Source organism: Acidovorax sp. ST3, assembly GCF_003231145.1.
Taxonomy (GTDB): domain Bacteria; phylum Pseudomonadota; class Gammaproteobacteria; order Burkholderiales; family Burkholderiaceae_C; genus Acidovorax.
In genome coordinates this window covers 172,044-195,399 of record NZ_QKVP01000001.1, presented here as the reverse complement: position 1 = coordinate 195,399, position 23,356 = coordinate 172,044, and the positions used below count along the sequence as shown (strand labels likewise).

21 protein-coding genes and 1 tRNA gene are annotated in these 23,356 nt (G+C 63.8%); 4 read left to right on the top strand and 18 right to left on the bottom strand.

Annotation, left to right across the window (positions count from 1 at the left end; genetic code table 11):
- The first annotated feature begins 58 nt into the window (after positions 1-58).
- Positions 59-865, top strand: a complete 807-nt coding sequence (locus DNK89_RS00890; RefSeq protein WP_015013904.1) for a PP2C family serine/threonine-protein phosphatase — start codon at positions 59-61, stop codon at positions 863-865.
- Between the two features lie 151 nt (positions 866-1,016).
- Here the strand turns inward: DNK89_RS00890 and DNK89_RS00885 are convergent, their stop codons facing one another.
- The 5 genes from DNK89_RS00885 to DNK89_RS00865 form a co-directional block, all read right to left on the bottom strand.
- Positions 1,017-1,715: a hypothetical protein gene (locus DNK89_RS00885; protein ID WP_110958531.1), complete on the bottom strand. Its 699-nt coding sequence runs from the start codon at positions 1,713-1,715 to the stop codon at positions 1,017-1,019.
- Positions 1,712-2,809, bottom strand: a complete 1,098-nt coding sequence (zapE, locus tag DNK89_RS00880) for a cell division protein ZapE (RefSeq protein WP_015013902.1) — start codon at positions 2,807-2,809, stop codon at positions 1,712-1,714. Before zapE ends, DNK89_RS00885 begins: the two co-directional genes overlap by 4 nt.
- A gap of 80 nt (positions 2,810-2,889) precedes the next feature.
- Positions 2,890-4,317, bottom strand: a complete 1,428-nt coding sequence (gene lpdA, locus DNK89_RS00875; RefSeq protein WP_110958530.1) for a dihydrolipoyl dehydrogenase — start codon at positions 4,315-4,317, stop codon at positions 2,890-2,892.
- A 90-nt stretch (positions 4,318-4,407) separates the two neighbouring features.
- Entirely contained in the window at positions 4,408-5,673 is a 1,266-nt protein-coding gene (odhB, locus tag DNK89_RS00870) for a 2-oxoglutarate dehydrogenase complex dihydrolipoyllysine-residue succinyltransferase (protein ID WP_110958529.1), read from the bottom strand.
- Between the two features lie 51 nt (positions 5,674-5,724).
- Entirely contained in the window at positions 5,725-8,604 is a 2,880-nt protein-coding gene (locus DNK89_RS00865; RefSeq protein ID WP_110958528.1) for a 2-oxoglutarate dehydrogenase E1 component, read from the bottom strand.
- Positions 8,605-8,846: 242 nt separating this feature from the next.
- Between DNK89_RS00865 and DNK89_RS00860 the strand changes: the two genes are divergently transcribed.
- Positions 8,847-9,911 carry an AI-2E family transporter gene (locus tag DNK89_RS00860; RefSeq protein WP_110958527.1) on the top strand — a complete coding sequence of 355 codons (1,065 nt, stop codon included), beginning with the start codon at positions 8,847-8,849 and terminating at the stop codon, positions 9,909-9,911.
- A 143-nt stretch (positions 9,912-10,054) separates the two neighbouring features.
- Here the strand turns inward: DNK89_RS00860 and DNK89_RS00855 are convergent.
- The 5 genes from DNK89_RS00855 to tolB form a co-directional block, all read right to left on the bottom strand.
- Positions 10,055-10,130 (bottom strand) — tRNA-Lys (locus DNK89_RS00855).
- Between the two features lie 42 nt (positions 10,131-10,172).
- The gene (locus DNK89_RS00850; RefSeq protein WP_110958526.1) at positions 10,173-11,003 is read right to left on the bottom strand and encodes a ThiF family adenylyltransferase; all 831 of its coding nucleotides are present in this window, start codon (positions 11,001-11,003) and stop codon (positions 10,173-10,175) included.
- Positions 11,000-11,791 carry a tol-pal system protein YbgF gene (gene ybgF / locus DNK89_RS00845; protein WP_110958525.1) on the bottom strand — a complete coding sequence of 264 codons (792 nt, stop codon included), beginning with the start codon at positions 11,789-11,791 and terminating at the stop codon, positions 11,000-11,002. The genes DNK89_RS00850 and ybgF overlap by 4 nt, the downstream gene beginning before the upstream one ends.
- The gene (gene pal / locus DNK89_RS00840; RefSeq protein ID WP_110958524.1) at positions 11,791-12,333 is read right to left on the bottom strand and encodes a peptidoglycan-associated lipoprotein Pal; all 543 of its coding nucleotides are present in this window, start codon (positions 12,331-12,333) and stop codon (positions 11,791-11,793) included. The genes ybgF and pal overlap by 1 nt, the downstream gene beginning before the upstream one ends.
- Before the next feature lie 44 nt (positions 12,334-12,377).
- Positions 12,378-13,697 carry a Tol-Pal system beta propeller repeat protein TolB gene (tolB, locus tag DNK89_RS00835; protein ID WP_110958523.1) on the bottom strand — a complete coding sequence of 440 codons (1,320 nt, stop codon included), beginning with the start codon at positions 13,695-13,697 and terminating at the stop codon, positions 12,378-12,380.
- A gap of 140 nt (positions 13,698-13,837) precedes the next feature.
- Between tolB and msbA the strand changes: the two genes are divergently transcribed.
- The gene (gene msbA / locus DNK89_RS00830) at positions 13,838-15,640 is read left to right on the top strand and encodes a lipid A export permease/ATP-binding protein MsbA (protein ID WP_110958522.1); all 1,803 of its coding nucleotides are present in this window, start codon (positions 13,838-13,840) and stop codon (positions 15,638-15,640) included.
- A gap of 108 nt (positions 15,641-15,748) precedes the next feature.
- Here the strand turns inward: msbA and DNK89_RS00825 are convergent, their stop codons facing one another.
- From DNK89_RS00825 to mltG, 6 genes are all read right to left on the bottom strand, one after another.
- Complete coding sequence (locus DNK89_RS00825) at positions 15,749-16,423, bottom strand: ankyrin repeat domain-containing protein (protein WP_110958521.1); 675 nt, start codon at positions 16,421-16,423, stop codon at positions 15,749-15,751.
- Positions 16,420-17,226, bottom strand: a complete 807-nt coding sequence (locus DNK89_RS00820; RefSeq protein ID WP_015013860.1) for a TatD family hydrolase — start codon at positions 17,224-17,226, stop codon at positions 16,420-16,422. The genes DNK89_RS00825 and DNK89_RS00820 overlap by 4 nt, the downstream gene beginning before the upstream one ends.
- Before the next feature lie 150 nt (positions 17,227-17,376).
- On the bottom strand, positions 17,377-17,736 hold the full coding sequence (locus tag DNK89_RS00815; protein ID WP_110958520.1) for a PilZ domain-containing protein: 360 nt from the start codon (positions 17,734-17,736) through the stop codon (positions 17,377-17,379).
- Positions 17,737-17,751: 15 nt separating this feature from the next.
- Entirely contained in the window at positions 17,752-18,759 is a 1,008-nt protein-coding gene (locus DNK89_RS00810) for a DNA polymerase III subunit delta' (protein WP_110958519.1), read from the bottom strand.
- Positions 18,756-19,433, bottom strand: a complete 678-nt coding sequence (gene tmk, locus DNK89_RS00805; RefSeq protein ID WP_110958518.1) for a dTMP kinase — start codon at positions 19,431-19,433, stop codon at positions 18,756-18,758. Before tmk ends, DNK89_RS00810 begins: the two co-directional genes overlap by 4 nt.
- A 24-nt stretch (positions 19,434-19,457) precedes the next feature.
- Positions 19,458-20,444 (bottom strand): endolytic transglycosylase MltG, encoded by a 987-nt coding sequence (gene mltG, locus DNK89_RS00800; RefSeq protein WP_238990649.1) that lies wholly within the window; start codon positions 20,442-20,444, stop codon positions 19,458-19,460.
- A gap of 45 nt (positions 20,445-20,489) precedes the next feature.
- On the opposite strand from mltG, the gene DNK89_RS00795 reads away from it, so the two are divergent.
- Positions 20,490-21,407: a folate-binding protein YgfZ gene (locus DNK89_RS00795; RefSeq protein ID WP_110958516.1), complete on the top strand. Its 918-nt coding sequence runs from the start codon at positions 20,490-20,492 to the stop codon at positions 21,405-21,407.
- Positions 21,408-21,470: 63 nt separating this feature from the next.
- Here DNK89_RS00795 and DNK89_RS00790 read toward each other — a convergent pair whose 3' ends face one another.
- Together DNK89_RS00790 and DNK89_RS00785 are read right to left on the bottom strand one after the other, a co-directional pair.
- A complete protein-coding gene (locus tag DNK89_RS00790) occupies positions 21,471-22,328 on the bottom strand; it encodes a YbgC/FadM family acyl-CoA thioesterase (protein WP_015013854.1) in 858 nt (285 codons plus the stop codon).
- Positions 22,329-22,336: 8 nt separating this feature from the next.
- Positions 22,337-23,257 carry an alpha/beta hydrolase gene (locus DNK89_RS00785; protein WP_203422192.1) on the bottom strand — a complete coding sequence of 307 codons (921 nt, stop codon included), beginning with the start codon at positions 23,255-23,257 and terminating at the stop codon, positions 22,337-22,339.
- Between the last annotated feature and the right edge of the window lie 99 nt (positions 23,258-23,356).

Sequence of the window (23,356 nt, the reverse complement as noted above, 5' to 3'; positions counted from 1 at the left end):
CGCGCTTGGCCCGCTTTCCACGACAGGCGTTCGCGTAGGCGCCCCCACAATCTGCAGCATGACCAAAGCGTTTCGCCTCATCGCCTCCACCGGCATCCACAAGGGTGACCGCGAATACCAGCAAGACCAGGTGGCACTGATCTCCCATGAGCGGCACAACGGCTGTGTGCTGGGTGTGGTCGCCGACGGGATGGGTGGCCGCAGCGGTGGGCGCAAGGCGTCGGACCAGGTCATGATGACGGCGCGTCAGTTGTTCGAGCGCTATTCGCCCGACACCGACGACCCGGTGGCAATGCTCAAGAACATGGTCGAAGAGGCGCACATCGTCATTCGGCTCACCGCCATCTCGGCAGAGCAAGAACCCCACAGCACCATTGCGGCGTTTCTGATCAACCCCAGGGGTGACTGCCACTGGGTCCATGCGGGTGACTCGCGCATCTATCACTTTCAGGGCTCCCGGCTGGCGTTTCGCACCAGCGACCACTCCTACGTGCAAGCGCTGGTCGACCGGGGTGAGCTAACGGAAGCCGAGGCCAACAACCATCCCCACTCCAACATCCTGGTGGGCTGCCTGGGCACCGAAAGTGACCCGCCCATCACGACCCATGTCATTCCGCAGCTTCAGCCGGGCGATGTCTTGCTGGCCTGTAGTGACGGGGTGTGGCACTACTTTTCTCCTACTGAGCTCGCATCGGTGGTCGATTCGCTGTCCCCCCGGGAGGCGACAGAGTTCCTGATTGAAAAAGCCCGCTCCCGCGCACGTGGAGGCGGCGACAACCTGTCGCTGGTGGTCGTCAAGATCGAGGCCCTGGCCGAAGAGAAAAAGATTGCGCGCCTGACGCCCCTGGACATGGGCCGGCCCTGAGGGTCTCGCCTGCTCCACCAGCCGGGAGCAGGGATAGTGCGGGGATTTAATCGGGTAGTGGTGAGACCGCCCCACCCTGCCTCCGTATTGGCTGAGGGGCTTGGGATCTCCCGCCACTTCTGATCGCAGGTCCCCTGCGGGCTTTCCTACTTCAACGCACCGGCGCGGGCGCGGCAGGCGCCGGCAAGGGCGCAGCAGGTTTGCGGCCTTGGGCCAAGGCATCAGCTCTGGATTTTTCAACCCGCGCGCGACGCTCTTCCGCAGCCTGGAGCGCCTGTTCATGCTTGGCACGCGACTGGGCCGCGCGATCCGCATTGGCGGCTGCACGTGTGGCCTGCTCAGTCGCCTGAGCCTGGGCGCGGCTGTTTTGTTGCTGCGCGCGTTGGTGCGCTTCCGTGTCGCGCTGCGCCTTGGCAGCTTCCGGATCAGCCGCTGGCTTGCGAACCTGTGCCTCCGCACGCTTGGCCGCGGGGGGGACGGCTGTTTGCTTGTCCTCGATGGCCCGCAGGCGCTCTGCCGCTTTCTCCCTGCGCTCGGCATCGTTGAGTTCGATTTCCTGCGCGCGCAGTCGGTCGTGGGTCTCCCGCGCCTTGGCGCGTACACCACGCAAACAATCCTCCACCGCAAAGCGCTGGTAGCACACCGCCTCTTCCTGCTGGCGCCGGGCTGTCAGCGCCTCGCGTTCGCGTGCGATACGGTCACGCTCCGTCTTTCGATGCGCTGCTGCCGACGCAGATGCGGAGTCTGCCCCCGCCTCCGTGGCAGCACGGGCCGGAGCAACCAGCACAGGTACGACTGAGCAAGCCAGCACCACCAACAACGCCAACAAACGCCCAGCGGTCTTGCTCATGTCAACCCCGTATCCACCGTGCGGCGCTCCAGCGCCAGAAATTCCTTGGATTGCATCTCGTTGAGGCGCGACACCGTACGGGGAAACTCGTGCGCCAGTGGCCCCTCGGTATACAGCTGCTCAGGCGGCACGGCCGCCGACAGAATGAGCTTGACGCGCCGGTCGTACAGCACGTCCACCAGCCAGGTAAACCGCCGCGCTGGCGATGCCATGCTCACGGGCATGTACGGAACATCGGACAGCAGCACGGTATGGAACTGCGTTGCAATCTCCAGATAGTCGTTCTGCGACCGGGGCCCACCGCACAGGGTCTTGAAGTCAAACCACACCACCCCGCCAGCCTTGCGCCGGGCTCGAATTTCGCGCGCCTCGATATGCAGCACCGGGTCTTCGTCATGCACTTCGGCGAGCTGGTCGAACGCCTGGTTCATCTCGGCGTCCGCCTCGGGGCCCAACGGCGTGTGATACAGCTTCACATGCTCCAGCGTCCGGCGGCGGTAGTCGGTGCCGTTGTCCACGTTGACCACTTCGAGCCGCTCATTGAGCAGGTCAATCGCAGGCAGGATGCGGTCGCGATGCAAGCCACCGGGGTACAGGTCGTCAGGCTTGAAATTGGAAGTGGTCACAAAGCCGACACCGTTGTCGAACAACGCCACCAGCAACCGATGCAGGATCATCGCGTCCGTGATGTCCGCCACATGGAACTCATCAAAACAAATGAGCTTGTAGCGTTTGGCGATGCGCTCGCCCAAAACGTCCAGCGGATTGACCGTGCCCTGGAGGGCTGCGAGTTCGCGATGGACTTCACGCATGAATTCGTGAAAGTGCAAGCGCACCTTGCGCTTCAGGGGTACAGCGTCAAAAAAGCACTCCATCAAAAAGCTCTTGCCCCGCCCCACGCCGCCGTACATGTAGACGCCACGCGGAATCTCGGGGCGGTTGATCAGCTTCTTGATCGCGTTGGAGCGCCGTGCCTTGTACTGGGCCCACTCGTCAGCACAGCGCTGCAGGGCATCCACTGCGCGCAGCTGGGCAGGGTCGCTTTGGTAGCCTTTGGCGGCCAGCTCGGCCAGGTAAGCCTGTTTGACGGTCACTTTGTGGATGCTTTGATACTACAAAAATAATAGCTACAAGCGCATGTAAATCATGCGCTTGTAGCTCATTGAGGCCTCAATCAGAAGTTCAAAGTGCGCTTGTCCACGGCCAGCGCTGCTTCTTTGGTGGCTTCGCTCAGGCTGGGGTGTGCGTGGCAGATGCGCGCGATGTCTTCGCTGCTGGCCTTGAACTCCATGGCCACCACGGCCTCGGCGATCAGTTCGCTGGCCTGTGGGCCTACGATGTGCACGCCCAGGATTTCGTCGGTCTCGGCATCGGCCAGCATCTTGACCATGCCGGTGGTGTCGCCCAGCGCGCGTGCGCGGCCGTTAGCGAGGAACGGGAAGCTGCCGGCCTTGTACTTGACGCCATCGGCCTTGAGTTGCTGCTCGGTGCGGCCCACCCATGCGATCTCGGGGCTGGTGTAGATGACCCAGGGGATGGTGTTGAAGTTGACGTGACCGTGCTGGCCGGCGATGCGCTCGGCCACGGCAACGCCTTCTTCCTCGGCCTTGTGCGCCAGCATCGGGCCACGCACCACATCGCCCACCGCCCAGACGCCGGGCAGGTTGGTCTTGCAATCGCCGTCCACAACGATGGCACCGCGCTCGTCGAGTTGCAGGCCCACAGCTTCGGTGTTCAGGCCGATGGTGTTCGGCACGCGGCCGATGGAGACAATGAGCTTGTCCACATCCAGCGATTGGGCTTCGCCCTTGGCGTTGGTGTAGGCAATGCTCACACCCTTCTTGCCGGTCTTGATCTCGCCGACCTTCACGCCCAGCTCGATCTTCAGGCCCTGCTTGTCGAAGGCCTTCTTGGCTTCCTTGGCGATCTGCTCGTCCACTGCCCCCAGGAACGTGGGCAAGCCTTCAAGGATGGTGACTTCGGCACCCAGGCGACGCCACACCGAGCCCATTTCCAGGCCGATCACGCCCGAGCCGATCAGGCCCAGCTTCTTGGGCACGGCGCCGACGCGCAGGGCGCCATCGTTGGACAGCACCAGTTCCTCATCAAACGGCGTGCCGGGCAGCGCACGGGCGTTGGAGCCGGTGGCGATGATGATCTGCTTGCCGGTCAGCGTCTCTTCAGCGGCACCCGCCAACTTGATCTCGTAACCCCCCTCGACGGCCTTGGCGAACGAGCCACGGCCGTGGAAGAAGCTGACCTTGTTCTTCTTGAACAGGTACAGGATGCCGTCGTTGTTCTGCTTCACGACGGCGTCCTTGCGGGCAATCATCTTGGCCACGTCCATCTTGACGCCGGTCGCCGTGATGCCGTGCTCGGCAAAGTGCTTGTTGGCATGCTCGAAGTGCTCGGACGACTGCAGCAGCGCCTTGGAGGGGATGCAACCGACGTTGGTGCAGGTGCCGCCGGGTGCGGGGCCGCCCTTGTCGTTCTTCCACTCGTCGATACAGGCGACATTGAAGCCCAGCTGGGCGGCGCGGATAGCGGCAATGTAGCCGCCAGGGCCGCCACCGATGACGATCACATCAAATTGTTTGCTCATGGGAAATCTCGTTCAGTCAGTTGGAGAAAGACCCACCGGCGGGCAGGACCAGAGGCCGGGCCACGCGGGTGGGTCGATGCAGTCAGGGGATCAGATGTCGAACAGCAGGCGCGATGGGTCTTCCAGCGCGTCCTTCATCGCCACCAGGCCCAGCACGGCTTCGCGGCCATCGATGATGCGGTGGTCATAGGACATGGCCAGGTAGTTCATCGGGCGGATCACGATCTGACCGTTTTCGACCACGGCGCGGTCCTTGGTGGCGTGTACGCCCAGGATGGCCGACTGAGGCGGGTTGATGATGGGGGTGGACAGCATGGAGCCGAACGTGCCGCCATTGGAGATGGAGAACGTACCGCCGGTCATTTCTTCAATGCCCAGCTTGCCTTCGGCAGCCTTCTTGCCGAACTCGGCGATCTTCTTCTCGATGTCGGCAAAGCTCATCTGGTCTGCATTGCGGAGGATGGGCACCACCAGGCCACGGGGCGAGCCCACGGCGATACCGATGTCGAAATAGCCGTGGTAGACGATGTCGTTGCCATCCACCGATGCATTCAGCACGGGGTACTTCTTGAGGGCGTGCACAGCAGCCTTCACAAAGAAGGACATGAAGCCCAGCTTGGTGCCATGTTCCTTGGTGAAGCTGTCCTGGAACTTCTTGCGCAGGTCCATCACGGGGGCCATGTTCACTTCGTTGAACGTGGTCAGGATGGCGTTGGTCGACTGCGACTGCAGCAGACGCTCGGCCACACGGGCGCGCAGGCGGCTCATGGGCACGCGCTGCTCGGGACGGCCGCTCAGGTCTTCCTTGCCGGCAGGCGCTGCCACCTGGGGCAGTGCCTTGGTGGGCACGCCAGTGGGAATCACGCTGGGCGGCGCCACGGCAGCCTTGGCGCCGCCCGCCACTGCAGCCAGCACATCGCCCTTGGTCACGCGGCCATCCTTGCCCGAACCGGCCACGGCCGAAACAGACAGGTTGTTGTCGGCCAACAGCTTGGCGGCGGCAGGCATGGCCACATCACCCTTGGAGCCGCCAGCAGCGGCGGGGGCTGCAGCAGGTGCTGCCGCAGCCACGGAAGCTGCTGCTGCCGGAGCAGGAGCTGCAGCACCGGCCTTGCCTTCGGTGTCGATCTTGGCGATGAGCTGGTCAGCCACCACCGTGGCGCCGTCGCCCTGGATGATTTCTGCCAGCACGCCAGCGGCGGGCGCTGGCACTTCGAGCACGACCTTGTCGGTTTCGATTTCGATCAGGATTTCGTCCAAGGCCACGGCTTCACCGGCCTTTTTCTTCCAGGTCAGCATGGTGGCTTCGGCCACGGATTCGGACAGCTGGGGGACTTTGACTTCTACGATAGCCATATCAATTCTTTCGGAATGGGGTTTTGTTCTGTTGTCGGGTCGCAGCTGGCCTTACTTGGTCAGGACAAAACCCTTGAGCTTGGCAAACGCGCCGTCCACCAGCGCCTTTTGTTGTTCCTGGTGCAGGTGCGAGTAACCCACGGCTGGCGATGCCGAAGCAGAGCGACCGGAGTAGCCCAGCTTCTGGCCTTCGAGCATGTTTTCGTGGATGTAGTGCTGCACGAAGAACCAGGCGCCCTGGTTCTGTGGCTCGTCCTGGCACCACACCACGTCGGTAGCGTTCGGGTACTTCTTCAGCTCAGCGGAGAACGCCTTGTGCGGGAAGGGGTACAGCTGCTCGACGCGCAGGATCGCCACATCGTCGGCTTCCTTCTCGGCGCGCTTCTTCACGAGGTCGTAGTACACCTTGCCCGAGCATGCGATCACGCGCTTGACCTTCGCGGCCTTCTTCACGATCGCTTCATCTTGCTCGGGGATCACCGTCTGGAAGCTACCCTTGGTGAACTCGGACAGCGGCGAGGTGGCGTCCTTGTTACGCAGCAGCGACTTGGGCGTCATGATGATGAGCGGCTTGCGCAGATCACGCACCATCTGGCGACGCAACACGTGGAAGATCTGGCTGGCCGTGGTGGGCTGCACGATCTGCATGTTGGTGTCGGCAGCCAGCTGCATGAAGCGCTCCAGGCGGGCCGAGCTGTGCTCAGGGCCCTGGCCTTCGTAGCCGTGGGGCAACATCAGCGTGATGCCGTTCACACGGCCCCACTTCACTTCGCCCGAGGCGATGAACTGGTCGATCACCACTTGCGCGCCGTTGGCAAAATCGCCGAACTGCGCTTCCCAGATCACCAGGGTGTTGGGGTCGTTCGATGCATAGCCGTACTCGAAGCCCAGCACCGCCTCTTCGGACAGGATGGAGTCGATCACAACAAACGGGGCCTGGTTGTCGGCCACGTTTTGCAGCGGCACGTAGGTACCGATGTCCCACTTCTCGCGCTTTTGATCATGGATCACGGCGTGGCGGTGCGTGAACGTGCCACGGCCGCAGTCTTCACCGGACAGGCGCACTGGGTAGCCGCTGGCCACCAGCGACGCAAACGCCATGTGCTCGCCCATACCCCAATCCACGGGCATATCGCCACGGCCCATTGCGGCACGGTCGTCGTACACCTTCTTGACGAGCTGGTGTGGCGTGACGCTATCGGGGATGGTGGTGATCTTCTCGGCCAGGCGCTTCCACTCGGCCAGCGGGATGGCGGTGTCACCAGCATCCGTCCACTTTTTGCCCAGGAACGGGCTCCAGTCCACGGCGTACTTGCTCTTGAAGTTGGTCAGCACCGGATCGACCGTGTGCTTGCCAGCGTCCATGGCGGCACGGTAGGCCTTGACCATGTCATCGCCCAGCGATTCGCCCAGACCTTGGGTGGCCAGCTTGTCGGCGTACAGCTTGCGGGTGCCAGGGTGTGCGCCGATCTTCTTGTACATCAGCGGCTGCGTCAGAGCCGGGGTGTCCTGCTCGTTGTGGCCCAGCTTGCGGAAGCAGATGATGTCCACCACAACGTCTTTCTTGAATTCCATGCGGAATTCAAGCGCCAGCTGGGTAGCCAGAACCACGGCTTCGGGGTCATCACCGTTCACGTGCAGCACAGGCGACTCGATCATCTTCACGATGTCGGTGCAATACAGCGTGGAGCGTGCGTCGCGCGGATCGGAGGTAGTGAAACCGATCTGGTTGTTGATGATGATGTGCACCGTGCCGCCCGTGTAATAACCACGAGTCTGGGCCAGCGCCAGCGTTTCCTGGTTGACGCCTTGGCCTGCAAAAGCCGCGTCACCGTGGACCAGCACGGGCAGAACCTGCTTGCCATGGGGGTCGGCACGGCGATCCATGCGAGCGCGCACAGAGCCTTCGACCACCGGGTTCACGATTTCGAGGTGCGATGGGTTGAATGCCAGCGACAGGTGAACCGGGCCGCCGGGGGTGGTCACGTCCGAACTGAAGCCCTGGTGGTACTTCACGTCACCTGCGGGCAGGTCTTCGGGAGCGGTGTGGTCGAACTCCGCAAACAGGTCCTTGGGCATCTTGCCCAGGGAGTTGACCAGCACGTTCAGACGGCCACGGTGGGCCATACCGATCACGATTTCTTGCACACCCTTGGCGCCAGCAGACTGGATGAGTTCATCCATCGCAGCGATGAAGCTCTCGCCACCTTCGAGCGAGAAACGCTTTTGGCCCACGTACTTGGTGTGCAGGAAACGCTCAAGGCCTTCAGCGGCCGTCAGGCGGTCCAGGATCTGCTTCTTCTTGTCCGCGCCAAAGTTGGGCTTGCTGCGGATGGTTTCCAGCTTCTCTTGCCACCAGCGCTTCTGATTCTGGTCGGTGGCGTACATGTATTCGGCACCGATGGAGCCGCAATAGGTCTCGCGCAGCGCGTTGATCAACTCGCGCAACGTCATCGACTCTTTGCCGAAGAACGTGTTGCTGGTGTTGAACACGGTTTCCTGGTCGGCGTCGCTGAAACCGTAGAAAGAGGGTTCCAGCTCGGGAATTGCGGGGCGCTCGGTGCGCTTGAGCGGGTCCAGATCGGCCCAACGTTGACCTACGTTGCGATAGGCGGCGATCAGTTGCTGTACGGCCGTGCGCTTGCGACCCAGCTCAGAGTCGGCACCGGTCGCCACCACCACCTTGGTGCCGCCTTGCTTGGCGCGCTCTGCGAACGCATTGATGACGGGCAGGTGCGGAACGTCTTTGGCGTTGCTGCCATCCACAGCCGGGACGTGTTGCAGTGCATCAAAGTACTCGCGCCAAGTATCTGGCACGCTACCGGGGTTGGCGAGATAGTTCTCGTACATCTCTTCGACATAGGGCGCATTGCCGCCGAAGAGGTAAGTGTTGCCTTGGTAGGCTTGATAGACGGATGTCGTATCGCTCATATTCCGCTGACCTCCGCTTTCCTTGGGAAAGCATTAGCTGGTTGAGAAACCTTCCGCGACACGGCTGAACCGGTTGGCGGATGCGACTGTGGCTGGGGAAGGGCCTTGGTACGACCGCTATTGTGCCACTGAACCAAAGTCCACCCCTAAAAAATGGATGCGGCCATCACTGCATCCTCCAAAAATACGCTTCGGCTGACGCCTCGCGTACATTCCGGGTATCCCAATTCAAACCCAACTCCATGCCGCATCAACACCTCCAGGACAAAGCCTTTTTGCTGCTGCTCACCGTCGTCACCATCGCATTCGGCGCGATCCTCTGGCAGTTTCATGGAGCCGTTTTCTGGGGTGTCATTCTTGCCATCCTCTTTGCGCCACTGCATCGCAAATTGCTGAGAAAAATGCCAAGGCGCCCCACGCTGGCTGCGCTGTGCACGCTTGGCCTGTGCCTGGTGATGGTGATCCTGCCCATGGCTGCCATCACGGTGTCGTTGATTCAAGAAGCCACTGCCATCTATGAGCGCGTACGCTCCGGCCAGATCAATTTTGGGCTGTACCTGCAACAGGTCATCGCCGCCCTACCCGCCTGGGCCGTCAACCTGCTCGATCGCCTGCAACTGACCAGCGTGAGCGAGCTTCAACAGAAGCTTTCATCCTTTGCGGTACAGGCCAGTCAATTTGTTGCGACGCAGGCGCTGAGCATCGGCCAAAACACACTCGAGTTCATCGTCAGCTTCGGCATCATGCTGTATCTGCTGTTCTTCCTGCTGCGCGACGGTGCCAGCCTGGCGAAGCGTATCGGTCAGGCCACCCCCCTGGAAGAGGCCCACAAACGTCAGCTGGTGGGCAAATTCACCACCGTGATCCGAGCCACGGTCAAAGGCAACATTGTGGTAGCAGCCTCTCAGGGCGCACTGGGCGGCATGATTTTCTGGATCCTGGGCATCCAGGGCCCTGTGCTGTGGGGGGTTCTGATGGCCTTCCTATCGCTGTTGCCCGCAGTGGGTGCTGGGCTGATATGGGTGCCAGTCGCCATCTACTTTCTGGCAACCGGTGCCGTGTGGCAAGGGGTGGTGTTGACGGCTTTCGGGGTCTTTGTGATCGGGCTCGTGGACAACATCTTGCGCCCCGTTCTGGTGGGCAAGGACACCAAGATGCCCGACTACATCGTGCTGATCTCCACCCTGGGCGGCATGGCCTTGTTCGGCCTGACGGGGTTTGTGATTGGCCCCGTGATTGCGGCCTTGTTCATGGCCAGTTGGGACCTTTTTGCACCCTCGGCTGAAACGGACGCCCCCACCCAGTGATACCCGCTTTACCCAGGCCAAGCGCGCCAATATCCCGGGGCATCACGCCCCAATGACCTCAGATAAGCTGAGCACAAAAACAAAAGCCTCCCGAGGGAGGCTTTTGGCGTAAAACGCACTTGAAAGTACGTTTTTGAATCGGGTGGTAGGACGTACAAGATTCGAACTTGTGACCAACGGATTAAAAGTCCGCTGCTCTACCAACTGAGCTAACGTCCCGACCGATTGCAACCATCGTATCGATTGCTGCAAAGCCTTGAATTATAGCGTCTTTTTTACCGCCGATTTGGAATCGGTTGCAAGTTTATCGAGTACCCAGCCGACCGCACATTGACCGAAGGTCGCAGTCACGGCAACCACCGATCCGTAGCCATGGCAGTTCAAAGATCCATCGCCATCGATGTTGCAGGAGGCATCTGGCGGAGCTACCGCCTCGCGGCTGAAAACACAGGGGACCCCGATCTTCTTGCCCTCACGCGGCGCGCCGTGGTGCTTGCGCAGCTGGTAGCGCATCTGTGCCAGCAGCGGGTCGTGGGTCGTGAATGCAAGATCATCCACATCCACCTTGTGCGCATACCGCTTGCCGCCTGCTGCGCCCACGGTGATGTGCAGCACACCATGGGCCCGCGCCCACACCGACAACGCCGTTTTGGCCTTGATCTGGTCACACGCATCAATCAGTGCATCCACAGGCGTCTGCAACAAATCCGGCCAATTTCCGGGCTCCACAAACTCCTCAACGCAGTGGACGGTGCATCCTGGGTGGATTTGCGCGATGCGATCGCGCATGGCCAAAACCTTGGCTTGCCCTACGGTGTCGGTCAATGCGTGGATCTGGCGGTTGATGTTCGATTCAGCGACATGGTCCAAATCGATCAAGGTGATTTGAGCGATGCCACTGCGAGCAAGCGCCTCCGCAGCCCAGGATCCGACACCGCCAATACCAACAACGGCAACGTGGGCGGCACGGATTCTGGCTGCACCCTGCACGCCATAGAGCCGCTGAAGCCCGCCGAAGCGACGCTCCAATGCGTGCTCCGCCGCCTCGTCTGCGGCGGGTTGCGAGGCCAAGGCCACACCAACCGCCGTCATTTGAGCCTTGAGAGGCGCTCTTTGGCAGCAACGGCCGCTTCAGACTGTGGATAGGCTCGCAGAAGGTCTTCCAGCGTCTTGCGCGCGGTGCGAGTGTCCTTGAGCTCAATCTGGCAATTGGCGATGGACAGCGCGGCCTCGGGCGCACGTGCGTGCGTGGGGGCCTCGGTCAGCATCTGCTTGAAATTGCCGATGGCTTCCTTGTACTCGCGGGTCGCGTACTGGGCATTGCCCAGCCAGAAACGCGCAGAAGGCACGTAGCCGCTGCGCGGATACTGCCGCACGAAGGCTGCGAAAGCGGCACTGGCGTCAGGGAACTTGCCAGACCGAAACACAGCCAGCGCCGCTTCAAAGTCCCGCTTTTCCGCCGGGTCTGCCTGAAACTCGCGGCCATCCACCGTGACCTTGATGGGCTCGAACTGCCGCAACCGCTCGTCCACGCCTTGGGCAATATCCTTCTGACGGCGCTGCAGCTCACCTACATCGCGCAGCAGCTGCTCGTTCTGGCCGTTCAGCTTGGCCTGCTCGGCGCGCAGGGTCTCGATCTGGGTCTGCAAATCCAGCAGGCTGCGGCGCAGCTGAGCGTTTTCTTCGCCGAGCTTGCGCACCTCTTCCGCAGAGCGCTGCTGAGACAACTGCAGGCCATCCACGCGTTGTCGCATCTCCAGGATGGCGCGCCGCGCCTCGCCGTCTTCAAAGATCGCCGCATGGGCGGAAGACAACGACGCGGCGAGCATCGCGGCCATTGCCAGCGCCCGCAGCGAAAAAACCGATGCAGCGGGGGCCATCAACGGTACGACAGTTCAGCGCGGCGATTCTGGGCGCGGGCGTCTTCGGTGGTGCCTTGGGCTGCAGGCTTTTCCTTGCCGAAACTCACGGCCTCGACCTGGCTGTCAGGCACGCCCAGCAAGCCCAGCGAACGGCGGACGGCTTCTGCACGCTTCTGGCCCAGTGCCAGGTTGTACTCGCGGCCGCCACGGTCATCGGTATGACCTTCGATCATGACCTTGCGGTTGGGAGCCGCCTTGATGAAGCGGGAGTGTGCTTCGATCATCGATTGGAACTCGGGCTTGATCACGTAGCTGTCGTAGTCGAAATACACGACGCGAGCAACACCGACGGGGCCTGCGCCGTCACGGCCGGACTGGCCGAGGTCCACACCAGTGACACCGCTTTGCGAAGGAGTGCCGGAGTTGGCGCCGTTGTTGGCACCACCCATGGTGGAGGTCGCATTTTTGTCTTCAACAGGCACATCGTCCAGCTTCACGCCAGAACTGCAGCCCGCCATGAGAGCGGCAACGGTGAGGGCAAGGGTAATACGTTTCATCATCCAAATTTCTCCTGAAGGCTTGATAACTGAAAGTGCAGATAAGTTCATTGCTTTTGGAACGGGCCCCAGTCCGGCTCGCGGATGTCGCCGGCCTGGCCGGCGAGACGCGCCTTGATCTTGCCGTCCAACGTGGTGGTCATGAGGGCCTCACGGCCCTGCTGCTGGGTGGCGTAAACAATGAGGCGGCTGTTGGGTGCAAAGCTGGGATTTTCGTCGGCCGTCGTGTCAGTGACTGCATTGACGGTGCCCGTGGACAGGTCCATCACATGCAGCTTGAACGCCCCCCCCACTCGGGAGATGTAGGCCAGCCAGCGACCGTCGGGACTCACACTGGGCGAGATGTTGTAGGTACCGGTAAAGGTCACGCGCTCCGCATTGCCACCGGACGCGCCCACCTTGTAGATCTGCGGCGCACCGCCCCGGTCGCTCACGAAGAAGATGCTGCGGCCGTCGCCCGAGAACACGGGCTCGGTATCGATGCCAGAGCTTTGCATCAGTCGGCGCGGCTCGCCGCCATTGGCGTCGATGGTGTACAGCTGCGAACCACCGTCGCGGCTCAATGTCACTGCCAGCGTGCGGCCGTCTGGTGCCCAGGCTGGTGCACTGTTGGAGCCACGGAAGTTCGCGATCAAGCGTCTGCGACCTGTGGCCACATCGTGCACATACACCACCGGCTTGCGCGATTCGAACGACACGTACGCCAGCTGGCCGCCATTCGGAGACCACGCGGGCGAGATGATGGGCTCGGGACTCGACAGCGCAGACTGAGCATTCTCGCCGTCGGCATCCGCTACCCACAGGCTGTAGCGGGGGCCGGTCTTGGTCACATAGGCAATGCGCGTCGAGAAGATGCCGCGCTCGCCGGTGAGCTTTTCGTAGATGAAGTCGGCAATGCGGTGCGAGACCAGGCGCAGGTCGCCCTGCGTAACGACAAAACTCTGCCCACCCAGGTCTTGCCCCTTGACCACATCCCACAGGCGAAAGCGCACATCAAAGCGCCCATCCGCCAACCGCGTGACGCTGCCAGTGGCCAGCGAATCCGCACTTTTCTGGCGCCACAGCGCGACATCTGGCCGTGCGGTTTCGTCCAGCGCGGCGCCAGTAGCATCAATGGCGCGGAATTGCCCGCTGCGCTCCAGGTCGGCCTGGACGATGGCCGCGATTTTTTGTGGTGATTGCGCCTCACCGCGAAACGGGGCGATGGCGATGGGCAACTGGGTCAGCCCGACGCCGGTGACTTCCACTCGGAACTGAGCAAGCGCGGGAATGGATGGAGAGACGATGAGTGCGGCCAGCAACTGGCGGCGCAGGGGAAGCAGCGGGGCTGCGGGGGATGGGTGTTGGGAGATTCGATCTGTGGTCATTGGCATCCAGCAGTGGCCGAACAAGTGCCGAAAGGGCAAACCCGAATGTTACACACAGCGGCGAGCCCCCTGTGACAAACTGTGCGCGACACATCGTGCTGGACAGGCTTCACATGGCACAAACGTAGAATCCGGCCGACATGCAAGCCACCGACACGGGCACGACGCCTGCCTCCGCCCCCAATCCCCCCACCACCTTGATGGCGCGCCTGAAGCGGCTGTCGGTGTACTTTGGCGACCAGCGAATGGCCTGGAGCCTGGCCATTGTTGCCACACTGGTGGGCGCCATCACGGAGCCCTTGATCCCCGCCCTGTTGCAACCCCTGCTGGACAAGGGCTTTACCCAGGGCACGTTGCAACTGTGGATGGTGCCCTTGGCAATTCTGGGGGTCTTTTTCGTACGTGGCGTGGCCCAGTTTGTGGGCCAGTACGCGCTGGCACGCATTGCCAACGAAGGCATGCTGACACTGCGCCAGGCGCTGTTTGATCGTGTTCTGGCCTCTGAGATGGGATTGTTTGGGCGCGAGTCGGCCAGCGCGCTCTCCAATACGGTGGTCTATGAAGTGCAGACCGGTGCGACATTGCTGGTGCAGGCCCTGCTCGGCCTGTCGCGCGACGGGTTCACGCTGGTCGCGCTGCTGGTCTATTTGTTGTACCTCAATTGGCAGCTCACACTGATCGTTGCCGTTGTTGTTCCAGGGGTCGCCTGGATCATGAAGACCTTGTCGCGGCGGCTGTACCACCTCACCAAGAGCAGCCAGCAGGCCACGGACGAGCTGGCCTATGTGGTCGAAGAAAACGTGCTGGCACATCGCATGGTGCGTCTGCATGGCGCACAAGGCGGTCAGGCGCAGCGCTTTGCCGACCTGAGCCGCAGCCTGCGCCGTCTGGCCATCAAGTCCACCATCGCCTCTGCGGCGATGACGCCGCTGACCCAGTTGCTGGCCGCCGCCGCGCTGTCGGTGGTGATCTGCATTGCGCTGTGGCAGAGCCGGGGCGCCGTCGATGTGAAGGACGTGACCGTGGGCGGGTTTGTGTCGTTCATTACGGCCATGCTGATGCTGATCGCACCCATCCGGCGCCTGGCGGATGTGGCCAGCCCCGTGACCCGGGGTGTCGCCGCTTTGGAGCGGGGCCTGGGGCTGCTGGGTGACACCGGTGCAGAAACCGGCGGCACCTACCGCAAGGACCGCGTGCAAGGCGCGCTCACGCTGAGCAACGTCACCGTGTCGTTTGGCGCGGACCACGCCCCCGCCCTGGACGGGGTCAACCTGCAGGTGGCCCCGGGCGAGATCGTGGCGCTGGTGGGCCCTTCCGGCGCCGGCAAGACCACGCTGGTCAACCTGCTGCCGCGTTTTGTCCTGCCTTCCGCAGGCACCGCCGCCGTCGACGGGTATGCCTTGCAGGACTGGGACCTAGCTTCCCTTAGGTCGCAATTTGCGATGGTCAGCCAGGACGTGGTGATGTTCAACGACACCATTGCCGCCAACGTGGCGTTGGGCCAGGCAGTGAACGAAACCCGGGTGCGGGAATGCCTCGCTGCCGCCAACCTCGCCGAGCACGTGGCCGGTCTTCCGCAGGGCATCCACACGGTGGTGGGGCACAACGCCACGCAGTTGTCCGGCGGGCAGCGTCAGCGGCTGGCCATTGCACGGGCCCTGTACAAGGACGCCCCCATCCTCATCCTGGACGAGGCGACTTCGGCGCTGGACACCGAATCGGAACGCCTGGTGCAGGAAGCCCTGCAGCGCCTGATGCAAGGGCGCACGACCCTGGTCATTGCGCACCGGCTCTCGACCATCGAGCATGCCGACCGCGTGGTGGTGATGGAGCGCGGGCGCATCGCCGAGCAAGGCACCCACAGCGAGTTGATGGCGCAGGGTGGACTGTATGCGCGGCTGCAGACACGCGCCGCGGCGGGCTCAGGGACCATCGCTGACTAAGCAGGCGCGGCACGACTGGTGCTGGCCTTTGCTGATTTCTAAACAGTCCGTAGGGCCCGCTTTGCACCAGCCCGCTATGTGCTGCTGGCGCCTGCCCTGGCTACTTGGCTACCACTTGCCCCGGTTGGGCTGGCGCTTCCGAATGGCCGCGGCGATTCTCTCCGCAGACTCGGTACGGCTCACACGCAAGGCGAAATCGGCGGCGGTCAAGCCCAGCTGGTTCTTGAGCGTAGGGTCGGCCCCTTCATCCAGCAGCAACTGCACGGCCTCGGTAGATCCGTAATGCGCCGCCATCATCAGCGGTGTGGTGCCGTTGGGCGATGCTGCGTCGATGTAGGCGTGGTTTTCGAGCAGCAATGAAATGATCACCGCGTGCTGCGGCGAACCTGCCGATGCGGCGTAGTGCAGCGGCGTCCAACCCGTCTTGTTGACATCGGCATCGCGCGCTATGAGCGCCTTGACGGCCTCCACATTGCCCTTGATGGCAGCCATCATCAACGGACTTTCGTCCTTGGCGTTGCGGGCCTCTACATTCAGCCGGCGGGATGCCAGCAGCGCAGCAACGGCCTTGTTTGCGCCATTTTGCAGGGCAATCGTGAGCCCCACCTGCCCCTTGGGGTCGCGCGTGTTCGGGTCAAAGCCGCGGCGCAGCAGCGCATTGATTGCATCCCCATCATCGCGCAGGATGGCCACAAAAAAGTCTTCATAAGCACCCGCCCAGGCCCGGGCAGACAGCAGGCCCAGCACCACAGCGGCCAGGGCAGAACGTCGTTGCAGGTTCATGCCATCACCTCCGGGAACAAGCGGTCGAAATTGCGGCTTGTGGCCTCCGCCACCACCTCCAGCGCCAGTCCCTTGGTCTCGGCCACCTGCCGGGCCACATGGGGCACATACGACGGATTGTTGGTCTTGCCACGGTAGGGCACCGGGGCCAGGTAGGGGCTGTCGGTCTCGATGAGCATGCGGTCCAGCGGCACAAAGGCCACCACGTCGCGCAGCTCCTGCGCGCTCTTGAAGGTGACGATGCCCGAGAACGAGATGTAGTAGCCCCGATCCAGCGCGGCGCGCGCCACCTGCATGGACTCGGTAAAGCAGTGGAACACGCCGCCCGCCTGGTTGCTTGCGCCATCCTCGCCCTCTTCCCGCAGTATGGCCAGCGTGTCATCGGACGCACTGCGCGTATGGATGATGAGCGGCTTTCCGCAGGCCCGCGCCGCGCGGATGTGGGTGCGAAAACGGTCGCGTTGCCACTCCAGGTCGGCAATGCTGCGCCCGCCCTTGCGGTCTTCCATGCCGTAATAGTCCAGGCCGGTCTCGCCAATCGCCACCACGCGGGGCAGTGCGGCGCGGTCCAGCAGGTCCTGCACACTGGGCTCGGTCACGCCCTCGTTGTCGGGGTGCACGCCCACCGTGCTCCAGAAGTTGTCATGGGCCAGGGCCAGGGCGTGCACGCCCTCGAACTCTTCCATGGTGGTGCAGATGCACAGAGCCCGGGTGACCTGCGCCTCGGCCATGGCCTGGCGGATGGCGGGCAGCTGGCTGACCAGTTCCGGGAAGTTGAGGTGACAATGCGAATCGGTGAACATGGGACAGCAAAACAACGCGACTTGCGCAAAACGTGCTTCAGGAAGGTGGTTTCCATGTAAGAAACCGGCGATTCATCCTTGTTTGCGCAAGTCCTAAACAAAAAAGCCGACCAGCCAGCGCGGGTCGGCACGGGGGCGGCGGAGGCGCGGTCAGATCGTCTGGGTAGGACGGTCCGAGCCCAGCGCAGTTCCCAGCAATTCCTCGATCTTGGTCTTGAGCTGGCGGGATTTTTCGTCCTTGGGGAACTGGATGCCCACGCCCTGGGTGCGGTTGCCTGCGGCACGGGCGGGTGTGACCCAGGCCACGCGGCCTGCCACGGGGTAGCGCTGGGTGTCGTCTGGCAAGGTCAGCAGCACATACACATCGTCGCCCAGCTTGTAATCACGCTGGGTGGGCACAAAGATGCCCCCTTCGGCAAAAAAAGGAATGTAGGCGGCATAAAGCGCGGCCTTTTCCTTGATGGCCAGCTGCATGACGCTGGGACGGGGCGCGGTGGATGGACTGCTCATGGGTGGGGGTGCGGCTTAGTGTCTGGAGTGTAGGGTGTTTCGCGCCTGGGCGACAAGCGCCTCCAGCATGAGCCCCCCGTTGAACGGATGGTCTGCCGTGCGCGCGGCCTTCGACAGCGCGCGCGACCAGCGTGTGAGCGCGCCCAGCGGCGGCGTCTTGGGCAGGTCGGCCGGAGCAAAGTAGCGTGGCGCGGCGCCCACGCTGGCGGCCAGCAGGTCGTGGCAGAGCTTTTGCAGCGCATCGATCACCTGGGCCGGAGCCCAGTCGCCCAGCGCCGTCACATCGCCCCGTGCCACCGCCTGCGGCAAGGCAGACCAGGCCTGCGGGCTGCGGCCGGACTGGGCCAGCGCCAGGGCATCCTCGGGCCGCCCGCCTGCCGCGCGCAGAAACGACGCTGCCGCATCCCGGGCCAGGCCTTTGGCCTGCAACCACGCGAGGCTATCGGCCTCGGCCGGCCAGACCATGGTGTGACCCAGGCACCGGCTGCGGATGGTGGGTAGCAATTGGTGCGCAGCCTCGCTGGCCAGCACAAAACGCACGTCGCCGGGCGGTTCTTCCAGCGTCTTGAGCAATGCGTTGGCCGTCACATGGTTCATCTGCTCGGCCGGGTAGACCAGCACGGCCTTGCCTTTGCCACGCGCCGAGGTGCGCTGCGAAAACTCCACCGCATCGCGCATGGCTTCCACACGGATCTCGCGGCTGGGCTTGCGCTTCTTGTCGTCGATGTCGGCCTGGGCCTTTTCCGACAGGGGCCAGCCCAACGCCATCATCTGCACCTCGGGCATCAGCACGCACAGGTCGGCATGGGTGCGCACATCGATGGCGTGGCAGCTGCCGCACTCGCCGCAGGCGCCCCGCTCTGTGGGTGCATCGCACAGCCATGCGCGCACCATTTCCAGCCCCAGGGCGTACTGCCCCAGACCCGACGGCCCCTGCAGCAGCCAAGCATGGCCGCGCTGGGCCAGCAGGCTGGTGCGCTGTGCGGCGATCCAGGGCGCCAGCGCCACAGTGGCTTCGCTCATTGCGGCCCTCCCTGCGTGGCCACCATGATGGCCAGCCAGCCCTTGCGCACGAACACGCTGGTGAGCTGCTGCCACACGCGATGGCGATCCTGCGCTGCATCCAGGCGCGCAAAACGCTGGGGCGCTGCAGCGGCGCGGTCTGCATAGCCCTGGGCCACGCGGCGGAAGAACTCGACCGGCTGGGCCTCGAAGCGGTCGGGTACCCGCGCACCCGCCAGGCGCTCGGCCGCCACCTCGGGCGCCAGGTCAAACCACACCGTCAGATCGGGCTCACGCATCAAATTGGCCTCAGGCGCCAGTCCCGTCTGGGCCAAGCGCTCCAAAGTTGATAGCACACCGAGATCAAAGCCGCGCCCTGCGCCCTGGTAGGCAAAGGTGGCGTCGGTGAACCGGTCGCAAAGCACCACGTCGCCCCGGGCCAGAGCGGGCTCGATCACATTGCGCAGATGATCGCGGCGGGCAGCAAAGATCAGCAGCGACTCGGTGAGCGCATCCATGGGGTCGTTCAGGACCATCTCGCGCAGCTTTTCGGCCAGCGGTGTGCCGCCCGGCTCGCGGCTCACGGTAACCGTGCGGCCCTGGGTACGGAACGCCGCAGCCAGGCCCTCGATGTGCGAGGACTTGCCTGCACCGTCGATACCTTCAAACGAAATGAACAGACCGGGTCGTGACATGGGCACCTTGGTTCAAGAAACGGTTTACTGCTGCCCGCGCTGGTAGCGGTTGACGGCGCGGTTGTGCTCCTCCAGCGAGGCACTGAAGTGGCTGGTGCCGTCGCCCTTGGCCACAAAGTAGAGCGCGCGCGTGGCCTGGGGCTGCACGGCGGCCAGCAGCGAGGCCTTGCCGGGCATGGCGATGGGCGTGGGCGGCAAGCCGGGGCGGGTGTAGGTGTTCCAGGGGGTGTCGGTCTGCAGGTCGCGCTTGCGCAGGTTGCCGTCGAACTTCTCGCCCAGGCCATAGATCACCGTGGGGTCGGTCTGCAGCAGCATGCCCACCCGCAGGCGGTTGACGAACACGCCCGCAATCTGGCCCCGGTCGCTGGCCTTGCCGGTTTCCTTTTCCACGATGCTGGCCAGCGTCAGCGCCTCGTCCGCTGACTTGAGCGGCGTATCGGCCGCGCGCTGGGCCCAGGCTGCCTCCAGATGGCGGTCCATGGCGTGCATCGCCCGGCGCAGCAAGGCGATGTCGCTGGATCCTTTGGCGTAGGTATAGGTGTCCGGGAAGAACCGCCCCTCGGGCGCCACGCCGGGGCGGCCCAGCTGGGCCATCAGCGCTTCGTCGGTCAGCGCGGCAGCGTCGTGTCGGAGCTGCTCTTCCTTGGCCAGCGCCTGGCGCACCTGGCGCCAGTTCCAGCCTTCCACCAGGGTAAGTGCGCGTAGCGCCTCTTCGCCCCGGGCCAGCTTTTGCAGCAGGCTGATGGGCGTGGTGCCAGGCGGGAGTTCGTAGTTGCCAGCCTTGATGGCGCGGTCTTGCCCCGAGACGCGGAACCAGGCGTAGAGCAGGCGCGCGTCCGTCTTGACCCCAGCCGCCACCACATCGCGGGCCACGCCGCGCGGCGTGGTGCCGGGCTCGATGGCCAACTCCAGCGGCTCCGGGCCCAGCTCCAGCGGCTGGTGCAGCCACCAATACGCAGCGCCGCCCAGTGCGATCCCCACCAACACGATCAAAGCCAGTAAACGTCGCACAACCCTGCTACCAATATGTATGAATCAGGGCATCATAATTCAGCGATGACTTACCCCTTGCATGGCATTGCCCCCCTGTCCCACCTCGGCGTGATTCGCGTGGAAGGCGAAGACGCCGCCAAGTTTCTTCACGGCCAGCTCACCCAGGATTTCGCCCTGCTGGGCATGGACCAGGCCCGCCTGGCGGCGTTCTTGTCGGCCAAGGGCCGCATGCAGGCCAGCTTCATCGGCTTCAAGCGCAGCGCCACCGAGGTGCTGCTGGTCTGCAGCCGTGACCTGCTGCCTGCCACGCTCAAGCGCCTGTCGATGTTTGTACTGCGCGCCAAGGCCAAGTTGACGGATGCCACCGGTGACTTTGCGCTGTATGGCATCGCTGGAGACGCTATCAATGCCGTAGCTGGTAGCGCACAACCAGCTTGGTCCAAGGCCGATTTAGGCACTGCAACGGTGGTGCACCTGTACCCCGCCAACGGCACCCCGCGCGCCCTGTGGGTGGCCCCCGCCACGGAGCCCGCGCCCGCAGGCCCTGCGCTAGATGCAACGCTGTGGCTCTGGAGCGAAGTCGCTAGCGGCGTCGCCACGCTGACCACGCCAGTGGTCGAAGCCTTTGTGCCCCAGATGCTCAACTATGAATCGGTGGGCGGCGTGAACTTCAAGAAAGGCTGCTACCCCGGCCAGGAAGTGGTGGCGCGCAGCCAGTTCCGGGGCACGCTCAAGCGCCGTGCTTACATTGCCCACGCGGCGGCCGAGGTGGCGGTGGGAGCCGAGGTGTTCAACACCAGCGACCTGGAACAACCCTGCGGCACCGTGGTGCAGGTGGCCGCCGCGCCGGGCGGCGGGTTTGACACCATCGTGTCGCTGCAGATCAGCGCCGCCCAAGAGGGTGCGCTGCAAGTGGGGGCAGCCGACGGCGTGCCGCTGTCGTTGTTGCCCCTGCCCTACCCCCTGCTGGACGATATTTGAGCCAAATCGGGCGAATGCGCTAGTCGAACATGCCCGAACAGCTCTCTTTTCAATAGCAAACCCTCAGAGCTTGCGGGCCATGGCAATGTGCGCGATGCCCGCCTCTTCGTACGGCTCGCCCACCACCGCGAACCCCGCACGGCGGTAAAAGCCCTCGGCGCTGCGCTGGGCGTGTAATTGCACTTCAGCATCGCCCCGGGCACGCGCCGCGTCCACCAGCGCATCCAGCAATTGGCGACCCCACTGCGCGCCGCGCACCGACCGGTCCACCGCCATGCGGCCGATGCGGCCCACGCCGGGTGCGTGCTGCAGCAGGCGGCCTGCAGCGACGGGCATGCCCAGCCGGTTGTACAGCACAGCGTGGCGCGCCGAGATGTCATGCCTATCGGCCTCGACCTCGGCCGGGATGCCCTGCTCGTGCACAAACACATCGGTGCGCACGCGGCCGGCATCGCGGCCCAGGGTGTTCCAGTCGCCCGTGCGCACCTCGGCCATTTCGGCGCCCGCTTCAAAGCCTTCGAAGATGGCGCGCAGTGCGGGCGGCACGGGGCGGGAGGTCTGCGTGGCAGGGTCGGCAAACACATAGACCAGTTCGGCCGAAATCAGCAGCCGGTCGCCACAGAAAATGCCCGCCGTGAACAGGCACGACGAATTGCCGATGCGCGCGCACTTCAGGCCCACATCCAGCGTGTCATCCAGCCGCGCCGAGGCGTGGTACTCCACAGTGGCCTTCTTCACATACATCTCGCCGCCAAGCGCCAGCATGCTCGCCTCGTACGGCAGCGCCAGCGCACGCCAGTACTCGGACATGGCGGTATCCACGTACATCAGGTAGTGCGCGTTGAACACGATCTTTTGCATGTCCACCTCGGCCCAGCGCACGCGCAGGCGGTGGAAACAACGGAAATCACTGCGTTGCATGGGTTCGTTTACTCCAGGTGAAAAGCCAGCCGCAGCGCACGGGCTGCGTCGGCGTGGGCCTTGCGCGCTTCGGGAATGGCGCGGCCCATCTTGATGAATTCGTGGGTCACGCCCCGGTAGATGTCCAGGTCCACGGGCACGCCCGCCAGGCGCAGCTTGTCTGCGTAGTCCACGCCTTCGTCCACCAGCGGGTCGCATTCGGCCAGGCCGATCCAGGCGGGCGCAACGCCTTCCACATCCGGCGCCAGCAGCGGCGCAAAACGCCAGTCTTCGCGCTCCTCGCGCGTGGTCACGTAGTGGCCAAAGAACCAGCTGATGGCGGGCTCTTCCAGCACCAGGCCGCGCGCAAAGGTGGCGTGCGAAGGCGTGTCTTGATGCGCTGCGCAGCCGGGGTAGATCAGCAGCTGTAGCGCCAGAGGCAGGCCCGCATCGCGCGCCAGGATAGCGTTGACGGCAGCCAGCGTGCCGCCTGCGCTGTCGCCGCCCACGGCCAGGCGCTGCGGGTCAGCGCCCAGGCGCTTAGCGTTGGCAGCGAGCCATTGCAAGGCATCCCACGCATCATTGCTGGCCGTGGGAAAGCGGTGCTCGGGCGCCAGCCGGTAGTCCAGCGAGACCACCATGCAACCGGCCAGACGCGCCAGCTCGCGGCACAGGATGTCGTGCGTGGCAATGTTGCCGATGGTGAAGCCGCCGCCGTGCGTGTACAGCAGCACGGGCAGGCCCTTGTCGGTGCTGGGTGCATACAGCCTTGCGGGCAGTTGGGCGCCGTCGCGGGTGGGGATCTGCAGGTCTTCCACCCGCGCCAGCGCGGCTTTGGGCACCTCCAGCACGTCCGCGCCTGCCTGGTAGGCGATGCGTGCCTCTTGCGGCGTGCGCGTGTGCAGCGGCGGGTGCCCGGCGCGGGCCATGCGTTCAAGCACGCTGCGCATCTGCAGGGTCAGGCGGGTGTGGTGGATGTGCAGGTCGGGCAACGGTCGGGGTCTCGGCAAAAAAGACAACTGCCCGCACGGCGGCGGGCCGCTGCGGGG

What these genes read in the sequence shown, in the direction of transcription:
- DNK89_RS00890 (WP_015013904.1), top strand. Translation starts at nt 59, where the DNA reads ATGACCAAAGCGTTTCGCCTCATCGCCTCCACCGGCATCCACAAGGGT.
- DNK89_RS00885 (WP_110958531.1), bottom strand. Translation starts at nt 1,715, where the DNA reads ATGAGCAAGACCGCTGGGCGTTTGTTGGCGTTGTTGGTGGTGCTGGCT.
- lpdA (WP_110958530.1), bottom strand. Translation starts at nt 4,317, where the DNA reads ATGAGCAAACAATTTGATGTGATCGTCATCGGTGGCGGCCCTGGCGGC.
- odhB (WP_110958529.1), bottom strand. Translation starts at nt 5,673, where the DNA reads ATGGCTATCGTAGAAGTCAAAGTCCCCCAGCTGTCCGAATCCGTGGCC.
- DNK89_RS00865 (WP_110958528.1), bottom strand. Translation starts at nt 8,604, where the DNA reads ATGAGCGATACGACATCCGTCTATCAAGCCTACCAAGGCAACACTTAC.
- DNK89_RS00860 (WP_110958527.1), top strand. Translation starts at nt 8,847, where the DNA reads ATGCCGCATCAACACCTCCAGGACAAAGCCTTTTTGCTGCTGCTCACC.
- DNK89_RS00850 (WP_110958526.1), bottom strand. Translation starts at nt 11,003, where the DNA reads ATGACGGCGGTTGGTGTGGCCTTGGCCTCGCAACCCGCCGCAGACGAG.
- ybgF (WP_110958525.1), bottom strand. Translation starts at nt 11,791, where the DNA reads ATGGCCCCCGCTGCATCGGTTTTTTCGCTGCGGGCGCTGGCAATGGCC.
- pal (WP_110958524.1), bottom strand. Translation starts at nt 12,333, where the DNA reads ATGATGAAACGTATTACCCTTGCCCTCACCGTTGCCGCTCTCATGGCG.
- tolB (WP_110958523.1), bottom strand. Translation starts at nt 13,697, where the DNA reads ATGACCACAGATCGAATCTCCCAACACCCATCCCCCGCAGCCCCGCTG.
- msbA (WP_110958522.1), top strand. Translation starts at nt 13,838, where the DNA reads ATGCAAGCCACCGACACGGGCACGACGCCTGCCTCCGCCCCCAATCCC.
- DNK89_RS00825 (WP_110958521.1), bottom strand. Translation starts at nt 16,423, where the DNA reads ATGAACCTGCAACGACGTTCTGCCCTGGCCGCTGTGGTGCTGGGCCTG.
- DNK89_RS00820 (WP_015013860.1), bottom strand. Translation starts at nt 17,226, where the DNA reads ATGTTCACCGATTCGCATTGTCACCTCAACTTCCCGGAACTGGTCAGC.
- DNK89_RS00815 (WP_110958520.1), bottom strand. Translation starts at nt 17,736, where the DNA reads ATGAGCAGTCCATCCACCGCGCCCCGTCCCAGCGTCATGCAGCTGGCC.
- DNK89_RS00810 (WP_110958519.1), bottom strand. Translation starts at nt 18,759, where the DNA reads ATGAGCGAAGCCACTGTGGCGCTGGCGCCCTGGATCGCCGCACAGCGC.
- tmk (WP_110958518.1), bottom strand. Translation starts at nt 19,433, where the DNA reads ATGTCACGACCCGGTCTGTTCATTTCGTTTGAAGGTATCGACGGTGCA.
- DNK89_RS00795 (WP_110958516.1), top strand. Translation starts at nt 20,490, where the DNA reads ATGACTTACCCCTTGCATGGCATTGCCCCCCTGTCCCACCTCGGCGTG.
- DNK89_RS00790 (WP_015013854.1), bottom strand. Translation starts at nt 22,328, where the DNA reads ATGCAACGCAGTGATTTCCGTTGTTTCCACCGCCTGCGCGTGCGCTGG.
- DNK89_RS00785 (WP_203422192.1), bottom strand. Translation starts at nt 23,257, where the DNA reads ATGCGCAGCGTGCTTGAACGCATGGCCCGCGCCGGGCACCCGCCGCTG.